The sequence below is a fragment of the Ensifer sp. LC11 genome, from assembly GCF_001695835.1.
In the GTDB taxonomy this organism is placed as follows: domain Bacteria; phylum Pseudomonadota; class Alphaproteobacteria; order Rhizobiales; family Rhizobiaceae; genus Ensifer.
The window spans coordinates 511,220-526,070 of sequence record NZ_MBSO01000012.1 but is presented as its reverse complement, the minus strand read 5'-3'; the positions used below and the strand labels follow the sequence as shown (position 1 = coordinate 526,070).

Annotated in this window: 18 protein-coding genes; 11 read left to right on the top strand and 7 right to left on the bottom strand. The window is 63.0% G+C overall.

The annotated features are described in order from the left end of the window. Positions 1–361 precede the first annotated feature (361 nt). Together BBX50_RS11240 and BBX50_RS11235 are read right to left on the bottom strand one after the other, a co-directional pair. On the bottom strand, positions 362–1,045 hold the full coding sequence (locus tag BBX50_RS11240; RefSeq protein WP_065775373.1) for a peroxiredoxin-like family protein: 684 nt from the start codon (positions 1,043–1,045) through the stop codon (positions 362–364). Between the two features lie 114 nt (positions 1,046–1,159). Beyond that, positions 1,160–2,629, bottom strand: a complete 1,470-nt coding sequence (locus BBX50_RS11235; RefSeq protein ID WP_065775372.1) for a PLP-dependent aminotransferase family protein — start codon at positions 2,627–2,629, stop codon at positions 1,160–1,162. A gap of 87 nt (positions 2,630–2,716) precedes the next feature. On the opposite strand from BBX50_RS11235, the gene BBX50_RS11230 reads away from it, so the two are divergent. The 8 genes from BBX50_RS11230 to BBX50_RS11195 all read left to right on the top strand — a co-directional run bounded on the left by BBX50_RS11230 (position 2,717) and on the right by BBX50_RS11195 (position 8,230). After that, the gene (locus BBX50_RS11230) at positions 2,717–3,340 is read left to right on the top strand and encodes an FMN-binding negative transcriptional regulator (protein WP_065775371.1); all 624 of its coding nucleotides are present in this window, start codon (positions 2,717–2,719) and stop codon (positions 3,338–3,340) included. A gap of 136 nt (positions 3,341–3,476) precedes the next feature. Beyond that, entirely contained in the window at positions 3,477–4,109 is a 633-nt protein-coding gene (locus BBX50_RS11225; protein ID WP_065775370.1) for a LysE family translocator, read from the top strand. A 102-nt stretch (positions 4,110–4,211) separates the two neighbouring features. Further along, on the top strand, positions 4,212–5,798 hold the full coding sequence (locus BBX50_RS11220) for an acetolactate synthase large subunit (protein WP_065775369.1): 1,587 nt from the start codon (positions 4,212–4,214) through the stop codon (positions 5,796–5,798). A gap of 475 nt (positions 5,799–6,273) precedes the next feature. Further along, positions 6,274–6,516: a helix-turn-helix transcriptional regulator gene (locus BBX50_RS11215; RefSeq protein ID WP_065775368.1), complete on the top strand. Its 243-nt coding sequence runs from the start codon at positions 6,274–6,276 to the stop codon at positions 6,514–6,516. 452 nt (positions 6,517–6,968) lie between these two features. Then, positions 6,969–7,178 (top strand): cold-shock protein, encoded by a 210-nt coding sequence (locus BBX50_RS11210; RefSeq protein WP_065775367.1) that lies wholly within the window; start codon positions 6,969–6,971, stop codon positions 7,176–7,178. A 130-nt stretch (positions 7,179–7,308) separates the two neighbouring features. Continuing rightward, positions 7,309–7,581 carry a hypothetical protein gene (locus BBX50_RS11205; protein WP_065775366.1) on the top strand — a complete coding sequence of 91 codons (273 nt, stop codon included), beginning with the start codon at positions 7,309–7,311 and terminating at the stop codon, positions 7,579–7,581. A 46-nt stretch (positions 7,582–7,627) separates the two neighbouring features. Then, a complete protein-coding gene (rpsU, locus tag BBX50_RS11200; RefSeq protein ID WP_065775365.1) occupies positions 7,628–7,864 on the top strand; it encodes a 30S ribosomal protein S21 in 237 nt (78 codons plus the stop codon). Between the two features lie 144 nt (positions 7,865–8,008). Next, the gene (locus BBX50_RS11195; protein WP_065775364.1) at positions 8,009–8,230 is read left to right on the top strand and encodes a hypothetical protein; all 222 of its coding nucleotides are present in this window, start codon (positions 8,009–8,011) and stop codon (positions 8,228–8,230) included. 126 nt (positions 8,231–8,356) lie between these two features. Here the strand turns inward: BBX50_RS11195 and BBX50_RS11190 are convergent, their stop codons facing one another. Next, a complete protein-coding gene (locus BBX50_RS11190; RefSeq protein WP_065775363.1) occupies positions 8,357–8,539 on the bottom strand; it encodes a hypothetical protein in 183 nt (60 codons plus the stop codon). A gap of 509 nt (positions 8,540–9,048) precedes the next feature. Between BBX50_RS11190 and BBX50_RS30935 the strand changes: the two genes are divergently transcribed. Together BBX50_RS30935 and BBX50_RS11185 are read left to right on the top strand one after the other, a co-directional pair. Further along, positions 9,049–9,171, top strand: a complete 123-nt coding sequence (locus tag BBX50_RS30935) for a hypothetical protein (protein ID WP_274533998.1) — start codon at positions 9,049–9,051, stop codon at positions 9,169–9,171. Between the two features lie 268 nt (positions 9,172–9,439). Then, positions 9,440–10,357, top strand: a complete 918-nt coding sequence (locus tag BBX50_RS11185; RefSeq protein ID WP_065775362.1) for a pyridoxal-phosphate dependent enzyme — start codon at positions 9,440–9,442, stop codon at positions 10,355–10,357. Between the two features lie 145 nt (positions 10,358–10,502). On the opposite strand, the gene BBX50_RS11180 is transcribed toward BBX50_RS11185, so the two are convergent. Beyond that, positions 10,503–11,090 (bottom strand): hypothetical protein, encoded by a 588-nt coding sequence (locus tag BBX50_RS11180; protein ID WP_141687214.1) that lies wholly within the window; start codon positions 11,088–11,090, stop codon positions 10,503–10,505. A gap of 23 nt (positions 11,091–11,113) precedes the next feature. Continuing rightward, positions 11,114–11,803: a hypothetical protein gene (locus BBX50_RS11175; RefSeq protein WP_065775360.1), complete on the bottom strand. Its 690-nt coding sequence runs from the start codon at positions 11,801–11,803 to the stop codon at positions 11,114–11,116. A gap of 189 nt (positions 11,804–11,992) precedes the next feature. On the opposite strand from BBX50_RS11175, the gene BBX50_RS11170 reads away from it, so the two are divergent. Next, entirely contained in the window at positions 11,993–12,775 is a 783-nt protein-coding gene (locus tag BBX50_RS11170; RefSeq protein ID WP_244513133.1) for a TIGR01458 family HAD-type hydrolase, read from the top strand. Positions 12,776–12,991: 216 nt separating this feature from the next. On the opposite strand, the gene ilvC is transcribed toward BBX50_RS11170, so the two are convergent. Then, the gene (ilvC, locus tag BBX50_RS11165) at positions 12,992–14,011 is read right to left on the bottom strand and encodes a ketol-acid reductoisomerase (RefSeq protein WP_065775359.1); all 1,020 of its coding nucleotides are present in this window, start codon (positions 14,009–14,011) and stop codon (positions 12,992–12,994) included. A gap of 102 nt (positions 14,012–14,113) precedes the next feature. After that, positions 14,114–14,761, bottom strand: a complete 648-nt coding sequence (locus BBX50_RS11160) for a TetR/AcrR family transcriptional regulator C-terminal domain-containing protein (RefSeq protein WP_065775358.1) — start codon at positions 14,759–14,761, stop codon at positions 14,114–14,116. Between the last annotated feature and the right edge of the window lie 90 nt (positions 14,762–14,851).

Here is a 14,851-nt window from a genome sequence, read left to right as displayed (position 1 = left end):
AAATGTGGTCTTCGTTTTAGGAAGGGTACCAAGCTTACCGCTTGGTCCCTAGGATTTCAGTCCCGCGACAATCGCACCGACGAGAGCCGCAAGGCGCCCCCCATCCACGTCCGAGGAGCTCCAACCTTTGCGGCCGGCCCATTGTCGAATTCCTGTTGCGAATCGGCGATGTGCGCAATGCGCGTACTCAGCCACTGCATCACATTGGCGAGCAACGGGGCGATCTCGCTCCCGATCGGGATCAACGCGTAGATCACCTGCGGCGGTGTCGCAAGGGCGAAACAAGCGTTAGAGTTACAACACTAGCTCTTTGATTCTAGAGCATCTTTCCGCCTCATGTGGCTCCACTTGAGAGCGGGATCTAGCCGGCGAGTTTGCCGGCAGCAAGCATGATTTCGCGTGAAGCCGGGAAGACGCCGAGCTCCTCCGGCCCGAAGCGCGCTTCGATCTCGCTCCATCTCACGATGCCGGCCGCATCGATCAGAAAATGGCCGACAAGCTGTGTGCCATGCTCCGTGTAGATGCGACTGTCCGTCTCGTTGAGTTCGAAGCCGTCCATGGCATTGAGTATATCATTGGCCCGCATCGGCTGCGCCGGTTCCGGCAATTCGCCCGTGGGGTTGATGCGCGTCGCCTCGAAATCCGCCAGCCTTGCGCGATCAGGCCATTGCGGCGGCTCGTCGCTATCGGGCGAAAGGAACACCGCGCGCGGCACGCCGAAATCCCGATGCGTCCGGCACTCCGGATCCGAAAGCAGCGTGACCGGTGTCGGCTGGTAGCGGAAATAGAGGCGCGCCCGCTCGACCGGTGTATTGACCACTGCCAAGGTCTCGACGCCGACGGCGCGAAGTGCCGGCTCGACGGCGGAAAGCTGCCGGAGCTGACGGCGGCAGAAGGGACAATGCAATCCGCGGAACAGACCGATCAGAAACGGACGGCCACTGAGGCTCGCAAGCGAAACCGGAGCGTCGCGATTGACGCTCGCAAGCGTGAAGTCCGGAGCCGGATCTCCCGGCTGCAACGGCTGCGCCCTCCGTTCTGCCATCGGCCTCGCCTCCTGATCACGCCGCCCTTCGGCAATTTGCAAAAATCGATCCCGGCACCGACAAAGACTATAGCGGAGATGGCACCGCCACACTACGGCGTCGCGCAGCACCCGTTAGCCGCCCCAGCCACGCAAGACTTCGGCAAGCGCCGCCACCCCCTTGCCGATCTCCGCCACCTCGAGGCCAGCATAACCCATCACGAGGCCAGCCCGGTCGGGGCGCTGGCCGGCGTCGGCATAGAGCGGCGAAACCGGATAGAGGCCGATGCCGGCAGCGCGCGCCCGCTCGATCAGCGCGCCTTCCAGTTCTTTTTCCAGCCGCTCGAACCAGACGACGACATGCAGGCCCGCATCGGCGCCCGATATCGTCACCTGCTCGCCAAGCTCCACCTTGAGGGCGCTCAGCAACGCCTCGCGGCGGCGGCCATTGCTGCGCCGGCTGCGGCGGATGTGGCGCTCATAGGCGCCACTCGCAATCATCGCCGCCAGCGCCTCCTGCTCGAGAACGGGGGAATGGCGGTCGATGAGCTGCTTGGCGGCTGTGAAGGCCAGGTGAAGCGACGGCGGCACGACCAGGTAGCCGAGCCTCAGCATCGGCGACAGGCTTTTCGAGATCGTGCCGAGATAGATGACGTTCTGCGCCTGCGCCATGGTCTGAAGCGGCGGGATCGGCTGGATGTCATAACGATACTCGCCGTCGTAATCGTCCTCGATCACAAAGGCCCCGGTGCGCCCGGACCAGGCGAGAAGCTCCTGCCTTCGCCGGGCAGAAAGCACGCTGCCGAGCGGAAACTGATGCGACGGCGTGACATAGGCGAGCCTGACATCATCAAGGCCTTCGAGCAGCGCCGTCCTCAAACCCTCCTCGTCGACGGCGATCGGAACCATATCGGCTCCCGCCGCGCAAAACACCCGCCGGGCCATCACATAGCCCGGGTCCTCGATCGCGACGCGGTCTCCGGGATCGACGAGCACACGCGCGGCAAGGTCCAGCCCCTGCTGCGAACCGTTGACGATGATGATCTGGCCGGGATCGCACCGCAGCCCCCTTGCCCGCCAGAGATAGGCCTGAAGTGCAGCGCGCAAGTCCGCCGACCCGGCAGGATCGTCATAGGCGAGCCGCTGCCGCCTTCGCCTGAGAGCCGCATTGACCGCCCGCCGCCAGGGCTCGGCCGGGAAATCCGCAGCCGACAGATCGCCGTAGCGAAAGTCCGCGATCAGGCCGCGCGAAACAGGCACCCAGCTCGGCCCGTCACCGAGAGCCGCCCCAAATCGCGACAGGCGCAAGGATGCTGCCGGCGACACTCCTCCGGAAGGCCCGGTCGCCGGGCGCGCCGCGGCGCCGTCTTCTCTCAGCAGCGCCACCCGTGAAGGCGCGCCCTGGCGGCTTTCCAGAAATCCTTCGGAGAGAAGCTGCTCGTAAGCGGTGGTGACGGTGGTACGCGACACGCCAAGCTCGGCCGCAAGCGCCCGCGTCGAAGGCAGCCGGTCCTTGGGCCGGTAGGTGCCGTCGAGGATCTGCGCCTTCAGCGCCTCGTAAATCCGCCGCGTGACCCCGCGTCTCGCCTCGTTGTCTTCCACCATCAACTGGCCCACTAATTTATGCAGAAACTGGATATTCGTGTCAGTCCAGTTTGCATCTATCACAGGGCAAGCACAAGGAGCGAGACCATGTATACACCCCCGGCCTTCAAGGAAGAGACGCTGAGCGTGCTACACGCGATCATCGATGCGGCGGCGCTTCCGACCCTGGTCACCGCAACGGCCGACGGTCTTGTCGCCACCCCGCTGCCGCTGCTGCTTGTTCGCGACGAAGGCCCCCATGGCACGCTCTACGGCCACCTCGCCCGCGCCAACCCGCAAGGCTCGACGGCGCCGATCGGCAGCACCCTGGCAATCTTCATGGGGCCGGACGCCTATGTGTCGCCATCCTGGTATGCCTCCAAGCGCGAGCACGGAAAAGTGGTGCCGACCTGGAACTATGCGGCGGTGCATGCCTATGGCGAGGCCGAGTTCTTCACCGACGAGGACCGGCTTCTCGATGTCGTCACCCGCCTGACGAACCGGCACGAAGCCGGACGCACCGAGCCCTGGCGCGTCAGCGACGCCCCGCCCGCCTTCCTCAAGGCCCAGCTTCGCGGCATCACCGGCCTGCGGCTGCCGATCCACCGCCTCGACGGCAAGCGCAAGATCAGCCAGAACCGCAGCACCGAGGACCGTCAGGGTGTGGCCGCAGGGCTTGCCGGGAGCGGGCGCGAGGTGGACCGGCTCGTGGCTGCAGAAATACCGGCCTGACTCCTGGCAAGTGCCGAACGCCTCGTTGCCGAAGGCACCGGTGTTCCGCGCAACTATTTTACTTCAACTTTCCCGCGCAAGGCCCTAAAACGATTCTCGAAAAGGCCGCGCGTCACCAGACGAGGAGCATCCCGCAATGCCATCTCTCGAAATACTCCTCACCTTCTTCGTGACGACCGCGATCTTCGCCTATATCCCGGGTCCGGCCATGCTTTATGCCGCAGCCCAGACCATGGCGCGCGGGCGCTTTGCCGGCCTCATGGCCTCGCTCGGCATTCACATCGGCGGCTACGTGCATGTCCTTGCCGCTGCCGCCGGGCTCTCCATCCTGTTCCATGCGGTGCCGACGCTCTATCTGGCCGTCAAGCTTGCGGGTGCCGCCTATCTCGTCTGGCTGGGCTTCACGCTGATGCGCGCCAAGGCAAGCGGCGAAGGCGGCCTGCCGGTGGTCGAGGCCAAATCGGCGCGCCGCGCCTTCTTCGAGAGCATCACCGTCGAGGTGCTGAACCCGAAGACCGCCATTTTCTTCGTCGCCTTCCTGCCGCAGTTCACCGATGCGTCTGCCGCCTTTCCGGTCTGGGTGCAGTTCCTGCTGCTCGGCACGGTGGTCAACCTGATGTTCTCCTCGGCCGATCTCGTCTGCGTGTTTCTCGCCGGCGCCGTCGTTTCGAGAATGCGCCGCTCAGGCAAGGCGCAGCGCCTGCTGCAGCGTGCCGGCGGCACGGTGCTGATCGGGCTCGGCGCCCATCTCGCCTTGCAGCGGACCTGAGGCACCCTACCCAAGATTTCGCCTCCTGGCGCCGGCCGGCGGCGCCTTGCGCCCGGTCGACTTGAAGTTATCATGCCCCGACGGCCATCGGGGGAGACGCATATGGGAGAAGGCGGCCAACGAATTCGCACCACGGGCGCGGATATCCTCGTCGACACACTCTTGGCAAACGATGTGAATGTCTGCTTTGCCAATCCCGGCACGTCGGAAATGCACTTCGTCGCCGCCCTTGATCGCAAGCCGCAGATGCGCTGCATTCTCGGCCTCGCCGAAGGCGTCGTCACCGGAGCGGCCGATGGTTATGCCCGCATGACCGGCCGCCCGGCCGCCACCCTGCTGCATACCGGTCCGGGCCTCGCCAACAGCCTTGCCAATCTGCACAATGCGCGCCGCGCCCGCACGCCCGTCATCAACATCGTCGGCGACCATGCCTCCTACCATCTTGCCCTCGACGCACCGCTGACCAGCGATATCGAGGGTCTGGCCCGCCCGATGTCCAACTGGGTGCGGCGGGTAAAGGACCCCTCCGACGTCGGGCCGACGGCAGCCGCCGCCTATCGCGCTTCGCTGACGCCACCCGGCGTTGCCACCATGATCCTGCCTGCAGACGCGGCCTGGGGCGCGCTTTCCACCGACGCGCCAGCGCAGAAAGTGCTCGTCGAAACCCCCTTGCCCGCGAGCCCCGAGACGGTCCGCGAAGTCGCTCGCCTCATCCGAGCGAACCCGGAAGGCGTTGCAATGGTCTTGGGTGGCGCCGCTGCAAGGGCCGACAGCCTCGCCATCGCCGGGCGGATCGCGGCGGCCTGCAATATCCAGCTTTTCAACGAGGTGCTCGTCGCCCACACCCAGCGCGGCCGCGGGCGGGTGGCGCCGCGGCGCATCCCCTACCCGATCGACATGGCGCTGGAGACGCTGCGCGACATCAAGGTTCTGATCCTCGTCGGCGCACCGGAACCGGTCGCCTTCTTCGCCTATCCGGGAAAGCCCGGCCGGCTGGTGCCGGAAGGCTGCGCGGTCGCAACGCTCGCCAGCCACGGTGAAGACCTCAAGGCAACGCTCGAAGCGCTGCGCGACGAACTCGGCATCAGCGCAACGCGGCCGCTGCCCGTGCCAGGCGCACCTGCCGACGAGGGCGAACCTTCCGGCACGCTGACCGAAGACGCGATCGCCGTCATCGTCGCCCACAAGGTCCCGGAAAATGCGATCGTCTGCGACGAGGCGGCCACCTCGGCCCGCCGCTACTTCGCGCTTTCGGCCTTCGCCGCACCCCACGACTTCATCATGCAGACCGGCGGCGCCATCGGCGAAGGCATCCCGCTTTCGACCGGTGCGGCGATCGCCTGCCCCGACAGGAAAGTCATCTGCCTGCAGGCCGATGGCTGCGCCCTGTACAATATTCAGGGCCTGTGGACCCAGGCGCGCGAAAATCTCGACATCGTCACCGTCATCTTTTCCAACCGCACCTACGCCATCCTCCACGCCGAAATGCGCAATGTCGGCGTCGACGAGATCGGAACCAATGCGCGCCGCATGCTGAACCTCGACGACCCCGTGCTCGACTGGGTCTCGCTCGCCCGCGGCTTCGGCGTCGAAGCTGCCGTCGCCACCTCCTGCGAGGCCTTTGCCGCGCTCTTCGACGCGGCCCTGTCGCGCCGCGGCCCGTTCCTGATCGAGGCGCGGCTGGTGTGAACCTCAATGCTCACTTTGCGCTCATGCTGCGGCCTGACGTTACGTGAGGCGGAAGCCGTCTGAGCGCCCACATCGCGCGTCGTCGCAAGCTTTGCCCCTCACCCCAGCCCTCTCCGCGCGAGCGGGGAGAGCGAGCCCGGGAGCGGTCTTGGCCTCATCGGCGCGCAACGTCGCAAAGGAGCGATGCGCCCCCCGCAAACTCCCTTCTCCCCGCATGGCGGGGCGAAGGTCCCGGCAGGGGGATGAGCAGCAATCCAAAGGGCGAGCGAGCCGCCAATTACACCGTAAATCACAGCCTAACCTATTGATAAATTTGCGACTTATTCATTACAACCGTTGCAAACTTGCACCGGCAAACTTCTCGCCTATATTAGCGGCGCCCTAGGTTCGCGCTCTTTTGACTGAGTCGCATTTCAGTTTTGGGCCCCCTTCACCCGGCAGTCCCTTGCCGGTGGACCAACGAAGGAGACACTTCATGTCCTTTAAGAAAGACCTACACAAAGCTCCGGGTGCATCTTTGTCCCGCGTCAAAATCGGAGCTGCCATAAAGCGTTCGCGTGAATCCGCCGGCTACTCGGTCGATGACCTCTCGGTCACGACGGGCCTGACGGAAATTGAAATCTCCAAGATCGAGCTCGGCGCGGATACCGATCCGACCAAGTTGCAGCGCATCGCCGCCGCTTTGCAGGTCTCGCCGCAGACCTTCACCACCGCCTGACAAGCGGGGGCGGTGCGCCGATGACAAGCGCGCCGCCGCCACGACGTCTTCCGACTTGGCCCGCCGCATCGGACATGTCCTGCGGCGATCCAACTCAGCTCCACAACAGGTACCGGCATCCCGAGACTGCCCGCGCGTCAAAGAGCGGCGACCGCTTTCGCAAGCGACGCCGAACAACATCGCAACCCTCTTTCAAACGCGCGCAGGGCAAGAAAAATAAAGCGAGGAAAAACCCGCTATTTCAGGCCTTTGGCGATGTTTTCGCGATCGCCCCGGCGCAAATAATCTAATATTTTCATTGAGTTTCAAAAAGTATCGTCTATATATCGGTTCATCGAATATTGCTTGTGACCTTTGACACAGCGCTTCTGCGCGGCCAGATCTCCTCTCAAATATCGATCACCGCCAGAGAAATATTTTCTGGTAAACTCCACGATTGAAAGGAAATCATCATGGCTTCGGGCACAGTAAAGTGGTTCAACGGCACCAAGGGCTTCGGCTTCATTCAACCTGACGACGGCAGCACGGATGTGTTTGTTCACATCTCCGCAGTGGAACGCGCCGGCTTGCGCTCGCTCGCTGAGGGTCAGAAGGTGACTTTTGACGTTGTTGCCGACCGCAAATCGGGCAAGAGCTCGGCTGACAATCTCAGAGCGGAATAATTTGTCATTCGCCCATCCCTGACCACGGATGTACTGGCAGGGAGGCGCTTGAATGACGAGAAGAGGTCGGGGGAACAACCCGGCCTTTTTGCGTCTTTGCAGCCGTCTTTTCTCGATACTGGAGCTCGTCATGCGCCGTATGGCCTATGAGATCGGCGACAAGGTCAAGCTGAAGGCAAGCGCCACGCAGTCGGCCTTGAACAGCCCCTTCGGCAGGATCGCCGGCCGTTTGCCCACGGATCGCGGCGAGGCCCGCTATCGTGTACGGGTCGAAGGCGAGACGTTCGAACGCTGCGTCCTCGAGTCCGACCTCGAACACACCGAGATCGCGGCACAGGGCACGGCTCAGGCGGATCCCACCGGCCCCTGGCTCAAGCCGTTGAGCACCAGGCCCGGTAAATAATCACGCGTGCGAACGCACGCCCCGATCGACAACAGGAGAACATGTTTTGCAGGTACTCGTTAGAGACAATAACGTCGAGCAGGCTTTGCGCGTCTTGAAGAAGAAGATGCAGCGTGAAGGCCTGTTCCGCGAATTCAAGGCGCGCAGCAGCTACGAAAAGCCCTCGGAAAAGCGCGTGCGCGAAAAGGCAGAAGCAATCCGGCGCCAGCGCAAGCTGACGCGCAAGAAGCTTCAGCGCGAAGGCCTGCTGCCGGCGCCCAAGAAAGCAGTGCGACCACGCTAAAGCGCCGTGCGTTCATGAACGCATAAGCACGCTCTAGCACTTCGATTCTGTGAGCATCTCTCTGCCCCACGGTGATCCCACCTGAGGGCAGGATGCTCCAGATCTCGGGGTCGGCCAGCACCCGCCCGTTTCAGGAGACAGGTCATGACGCCAAACCCCAACGCAGCCTTTAAACCGGCCAAAACCTCGTCGAGCGATAAGGCGGCCGCCACCGATCACACGGCAAGGGCAATCGTCGCTGCCGAAAAGATCGCCCGTGACAAGAAGACCGAGAAGCTCAAGGCGCAGCGCCTTGAGCGCGCCGCCGCCGAACCGGTTGCGGAGGTGGTCGCAACCAAGCCGTCGCGGAAATCGCGCCGGCCGTGATTGCGGCTATCATTGAACGCGACAGCCCGGACATCGGGCAAGGGCTTAGCTGGCCACACGACATTCCCTTCAACAGAAGGAGGTTTCATGTCATCCGTTCAGCGGCACCCTTTGGCTCCATCCGACCTAGCAATGCTGGATGGCGTGCTGCGGCGTGCAGGCTTTCATCAGCACGTCGACCTCGATGATCAGGAAAGCCTTCGCCTTGCCGCGACCTTTCTTGTCCGACGGTTCCAGGCCGGCATTACCAGGGCGGACACGCTGCTTGCCGAGCTGCAGGGTCGAAACGGACCGCGTACCCCTCGGCAACTTGAGACCGCCAATCTCGAACGGTGGGAAAACGAGGGAGGCGCGCCGCGCAGATCCAGTGAGATCACCTGCTACACCGGCGCCCGGCGCCTCCCCTGACCCGCCTGGAAGCCGCCTCCGGCACCACGCCGCGGCAAAGGCCAGAAACCCCTTTGAACCTCGAAGGCCGACGCGCTCCTCGACATGTGGCGCGCTCGTGGATCGCCCTTGCAGGTCGCGCTTGTGGGTCGCCCTTGTAGGTCGCCTTGTGCCGGGCACATTTGAGGCGCATTGTTTGAAGCTCGACATTGGCCGATTTGGCTTAGCGCGGCGTGAGGGCTCCGAACCCGCCATTTTTTCCTTTATCGACGGCAGCATGGCGTCCGCGGCAGCGCGCGGACCTGATACGCAACTGAGAGCCGCCGCGTCTTGTGTCGGCGGAGCAGTTGTTCTCGCCACGGCCACTTTGCTGGCGCGGTGTCCCGCCTGGACTTGACGGCAACTCAAATCCCTCACGATTGGAGGAACAGATGTTCCACACACTTGCACTCAGAATTCGGCGATACGACTACACGCTGGCGGCAATCAAGGCGTCGCTCGTCCTGTCCCTGATCTTCGTCGCCCTGATGACCGTGAACGGCCTTTTCTGGTAGCAGGCGCCGCGGCCCCATCCCATCCCCGCAACATCGCGCGGCCATCCGTCACGACCCCTTCCCATTGCGCCACAGCGCCGCGCGTCTTGTCAGACGCCCAAAAGTCGCTGTAGCACTTTGCGCTGCTGCATGGTTTTGTCTTTGATCGGCGACGATCAAAAGAACCATGCAGTAAGGAGGCGATCGGGAGCAGATGGCTTCCGGATTAGCACCCGCAGCCTTATGCCGGCCGGCAACCATCAACATCGCGCTTTCAACGGGGCATCCCATGCCACTTCACCTCGAAACTCCCCTCATCGAATCCGTGCCGCTCAGCCTCGCCTCGGGCCGCTCCATTTTTCTGAAGATGGAAGCGCTGCAGCCGCCGGGCTCCTTCAAGATCCGTGGCGTCGGCGCTGCCTGCGAGCACCACGCGCAAAACGGCAAGCGTCGTTTCGTCTCGTCGTCCGGCGGCAATGCCGGCATGGCGGTCGCCTATGCCGGCCGCCTCCTCTCGATCCCCGTCTCGGTCTTCGTTCCCGAAACGACGACCGAGCGGGCAAAGAGCCTGATCGGCCAGCAGGGTGCCGAAGTGATCGTGCACGGAGCCGCCTGGGATGAGGCCAATGCTGAGGCGCTTGCCTCCGTCGATGCCGAGACCGCCTTCATCCATCCCTTCGACGATCCGCTTCTGTGGACCGGACACGCGACTGTCATCGACGAGGTGGTCAGATCGGGCCTTGCCTTCGACGCGGTCGTGCTTTCGGTCGGCGGCGGCGGGCTTTTTGCCGGCGTCGCCGAGGGGCTCCGGCGCAACGGGCTGCAGCAGGTTCCGATCTTCGCCGTCGAAACCGAAGGCACCGCCTCGCTTGCCGCCTCGATCGAGGCCGGCGCGCTGGTGGAGCTTGCCTCGGTCAGCGGCATCGCCACTTCGCTCGGCGCCCGCAAGGTCAGCGACCGCGCCTTCGAACTGAGCCGGACCCGCCCGGTCGAAAGCGTCGTCGTCAGCGACGCGGACGCAGCGAGCGCCTGCATGCGCTTCCTCGACGATCACCGCGTCCTGGTCGAGCCCGCCTGCGGGGCCGCCCTTTCGCTCGCCTATGCCCATGCCGATCGGCTGGCCGGATACGAGCGCGTGCTGATCATCGCCTGCGGCGGCGCGACGACGACGGTGGAGCGCCTGCAAGCCTGGCAGGCTTCCTACTGAATGTTTCCTTGAATCCTTGCCGACTTCAGAACGAGAACATGCAGAATTTAAAACGCTACAGTGGCGTTTGCGCGTCTTGAAAGACGCCGCGCAGTAGGGGCCACGGCACGTCGCCGCGGCGGCGGCCGGCCACACGTGCCTCGCTTCAGGCGGCCGCGACGACTTTGATGAAGACCATCAGCAGTCGCGGGATTTTCGATGAAATATCGAGGAGAAGGGATAAATCGACGTCGGTTCCGTTGCCACTGGCAATGCGGTCAGCCGCTTCCTTCGCTTTTTGCGTCAGGCTAAGGATCTGAAGCAGAATGTCGTTCTGCGTCCGCGGTGGATCTGTAAACAGTCCCGTATCAATCAACCAGGAAGCATGCTGGCTGCTGATCTTCTTCTTGTAGCGCTTGTCCTTTGTCAGGGACTCCAGTGATTGTACGGCGATGTCGTAGCTGGACGACGCCGATTTCATCGCCCCAGCGAAATCGGCGTCTTTCCCCTTAGCGATGGCTGCCAGGGCCACACCTATCTGACAATTGCCGTCCGCCAAGGCGCCCGCCGCTTTTCCGATTTCGTTTCCTTCGTCGACGAGTCCCGCCTCCTTCTGGAATTTTTTGATATTGTGATCGATCAGTTCAACCTGGCTCTGCGGTGGCGGCGTAGGTGTCGCGGTTTGCGCCGAGGCGGGCCGAAGATCCGTTGAAAGGTACAAAGCCACACCGAGCACGAGCGCGACGAATGGCATTGGCCGTCTCAAGCGAACGTCCATCATGGTGATTTCACTCCCCCGACAGGATCTGCAGGCTGTTTTTTCAGATTTGCTTCACAAATCACTCTTGTTTGCGCGAGCGGATCGACGGTGCCCTGGTAATAGTTGACTTTACTCAGTTGGCCGCAATTTCTTTCGATGAACTGCTCCCAACCGACATTGAAGCCGCCATCCTCGTGGAAATCATTTGCGATCACGAACGCATTGTTGAGGTCAAACAGCCTGTTTAGCGTTTCGGTTTCCCCTGCCTGCCCGTTCGCATTGCTAACCGATGCAATTTCCGTGAGCTTGTTCGCGATCAGGATCTGAACCTCGTATCGGTTCTTCGCATCAGTGGCTGCCAACGAACTCCTCATTTGATCTTCTGCGGTCTTTGTCGAGCACATCGACAGCCCCGCCGCGATAAAGGCGAAGAACGCGGAGGCGGCACCAGCCCATGCAGAGATCCAGGAATTTGATCGCTCTTCCTTGACCAAGTCGGAGTTCGCCTGGTCCAGTTCGGAACGAAGGCTCTGGGTTCGTTTTGCGTCGCTTTCGAGTCCACGCAACTTGTCTAGCGCATCGCCGTCGACCGTTTGATCTCGGCCGCTTGGGCGAAGGTCCAAGTTGTACTTCAGAAGAAGAGAGACGATCTCACTCTCACTCACAGCGTGAGTTCCCGCGTAATCCTTGATCGATACGCGCGCCATCTGACCTGTCCCCGAAAAGTTGCAGCGAGATCAGCTTCGACCAGAATGTCAGAATGCGAGAATATTCGCAATCACTAATTGACAAGCCGCGCGCCCACTACCGAGCACTGCCGCCGCATCCCCCGTCCTGCGCCACGCTGCGCGCGCTACCGATCGTAACCGCTAGCCGTTGACCACGAGTATTCGCTCATGCAGTCTCTTGCCATGGCCAGAGGTGTGCTGCTCGATCTCTCCGGCGTGCTCTACGACGGCGACACGGTGCTGCCGGGTGCTGTCGCGGCGATTTCGCGCCTTCGCGACGCCGGCCTTCCAATCCGCTTCCTGACCAACACCACTCGCCAGGCCAAGCGTCAACTGCTGGCCCAACTCCAGCGCCTCGGCTTCGATTGTGCCGCCGAGGAAGTGTTCACGCCGGTTGCCGCCGTCCGCGCCTGGCTCCAGAGGAACGGCCACCAGCCGCATCTGCTGGTGCACCCTGCCCTCGAAGAAGACTTCGCCGACTGTCGCGCGGAGGGTCCCGTTGCGGTCGTGCTCGGCGATGCCGCCGAGCGCTTCAGCTATGACAGGCTCAATGCCGCGTTCCGCGCGCTTTCGAACGGCGCGCCCTTCCTCGCGCTCGCCCGCAACCGCTTCTTCCGCCACCGCGACGGCGGGCTGAGCCTCGATGCCGGCCCCTTCGTCGAGGCGCTCGAATATGCGAGTGGCGTCAAGGCGCGGCTCTTCGGCAAGCCTGCGGCGAATTTCTTCCTCGCCGCCGCCGCAAGCATGGGCCTTGAACCCAAGGACGTCGTCATGGTCGGCGACGATGCCGAAAGCGATATTGCCGGCGCGCTTGCCGCCGGGATCGGAACGGCTCTTCTGGTACGCACCGGCAAATACCGCGATGGCGACGAGCACCATTTCCAACCGGAGCCCACCGCAGTCATCGACGACATAAGGGCCGCCTGCGCTCTTATCCTGCACAGGGCCTGACGCTCCTTGCCGCTCACCGACGCCAGCCAATATCTCCCTCATTTCTGTGCCTGTCACAGAAATCCAGCCAGCCCAAGTCCTTGGGCTGAGAGGCCTTTTGACCCGACGGCTCACATCCCGCCACAAGGACGAGGATGAGTGAAAGCGAGCTGCCATTCGCATGAAAAAAGCCGGGGCCAAAACCCCGGCTTCCTTCCATCCTGATATCGATAAGGCTTAGTTCTTCGCCTTGTCGACCAGCTTGTTCTTGCCGATCCAGGGCATCATGCCGCGCAGCTTGGCGCCGACTTCCTCGATCTGGTGGGCGTCGTTGACGCGGCGGATGCCCTTGAAGCGGGCGGCACCCGACTTGTATTCCTGCATCCACTCGGAGGTGAACTTGCCGGTCTGGATGTCCTTGAGGACGCGCTTCATCTCAGCCTTGGTTTCTTCGGTGATGATGCGCGGACCGGTGACATATTCGCCCCACTCGGCCGTGTTGGAGATCGAGTAGTTCATGTTGGCGATGCCGCCTTCATAGATCAGGTCGACGATCAGCTTCACTTCGTGCAGGCACTCGAAATAGGCCATTTCCGGAGCATAGCCGCCTTCGACCAGCGTTTCGAAGCCGGCGCGGATGAGTTCGACGAGACCGCCGCACAGAACGACCTGTTCGCCGAAGAGGTCGGTTTCGCACTCTTCCTTGAAGTTGGTTTCGATGATGCCCGAACGGCCGCCGCCAACGCCGCAGGCGTAGGAGAGCGCGAGGTCAAGGGCGTTGCCCGAAGCGTCCTGGTGAACGGCAACGAGGCAGGGAACGCCGCCGCCCTTCTGGTATTCGCCGCGAACCGTGTGGCCCGGCCCCTTCGGCGCGATCATGACGACGTCGAGCGAAGCCTTCGGCTCGATCAGGCCGAAGTGAACGTTGAGGCCGTGGGCAAAGGCGATCGCAGCGCCGTCACGGATGTTGCCAGCGATATCGGCCTTGTAGATTTCGGCCTGCAGTTCGTCCGGCGTCGCCATCATGATGAGGTCGGCCCACTTGGCGGCTTCCGCAACCGAGAGAACCGAGAGACCATCGGCCTCGACCTTGGCAGCCGTTGCCGAACCCGGCTTCAGCGCGATGCGGATTTCCTTGGCGCCGGAATCCTTCAGGTTCAGCGCATGGGCACGGCCCTGGCTGCCGTAGCCGACGATGGCGACCTTCTTCGACTTGATCAGGTTGATGTCAGCATCACGATCGTAATAGACGCGCATTTTTGTGGTCCTTCCCGTTGTTTTCAGTTGTGTCCGCTATATCGCCCTGGAGATCCGGAGCCATACAGCAATTCTTGGTGCCGCAGCGACCGCTGCAGGCCGTTACCTTTTCGTGCCGTAAAGCGAAAGGAAGGCTGAAACCGCCTGCTCCGCCTTGCGGCTGAAACCCTTTTTCATTTCGCCGGCCTCTTCGCCGAGCAGCATCTTCAGATGCCAGTCGGAGACGACGAGCCCATAGAGCGCGCCATAGGCCTCGTCGGCATCATCGAACGAAAGCAGCCCCGCCTTGCGCCCGGCTTCCAGCAGGGCGGCCGCGCGGCGGCCGATCTGCCGGCGCCCGCGCTCCTGCAGCATGTGGCCGAGCTTGGAGCCATCGCGGCTCGCCTGGCCGATCGCCAGGCGATTGAGCGCCAGCGACACGTCGCCGGCGAGCACCTCCAGCAGATCCTTGGCGAAGGTGACGAGATTGCCGCGCAGGCTCTCGGCATCGAGCGCGCGGGCGGCAACGTCCTGGGTGCGCACCTTGCTCGCCTGAAAGCCGATCATCGCCGAGATCAGGCCGTCGCGATCACCAAACCACTTGTAGAGGCTTTCCTTGGAGCAATTGGCGGCCCGCGCGATGCCGGCGGTCGTCAGCGCCTTTTCGCCGCCGTCGACCAGAAGACGCAACGCCTGCTCGAGAACGGCGCCCTGACGTTCCGTCAGCCCCTCCCCGGCATCCGCCTCCCTTATCGCCGCAGTCATCTGCACGTCGCCTCGCTCCCGATCAGTACCGTACGGTACGGTTCGCATTGTTCTAGTGAAGCGTCATCTGAGCGTCAAGACGATTCTTACAAGGGG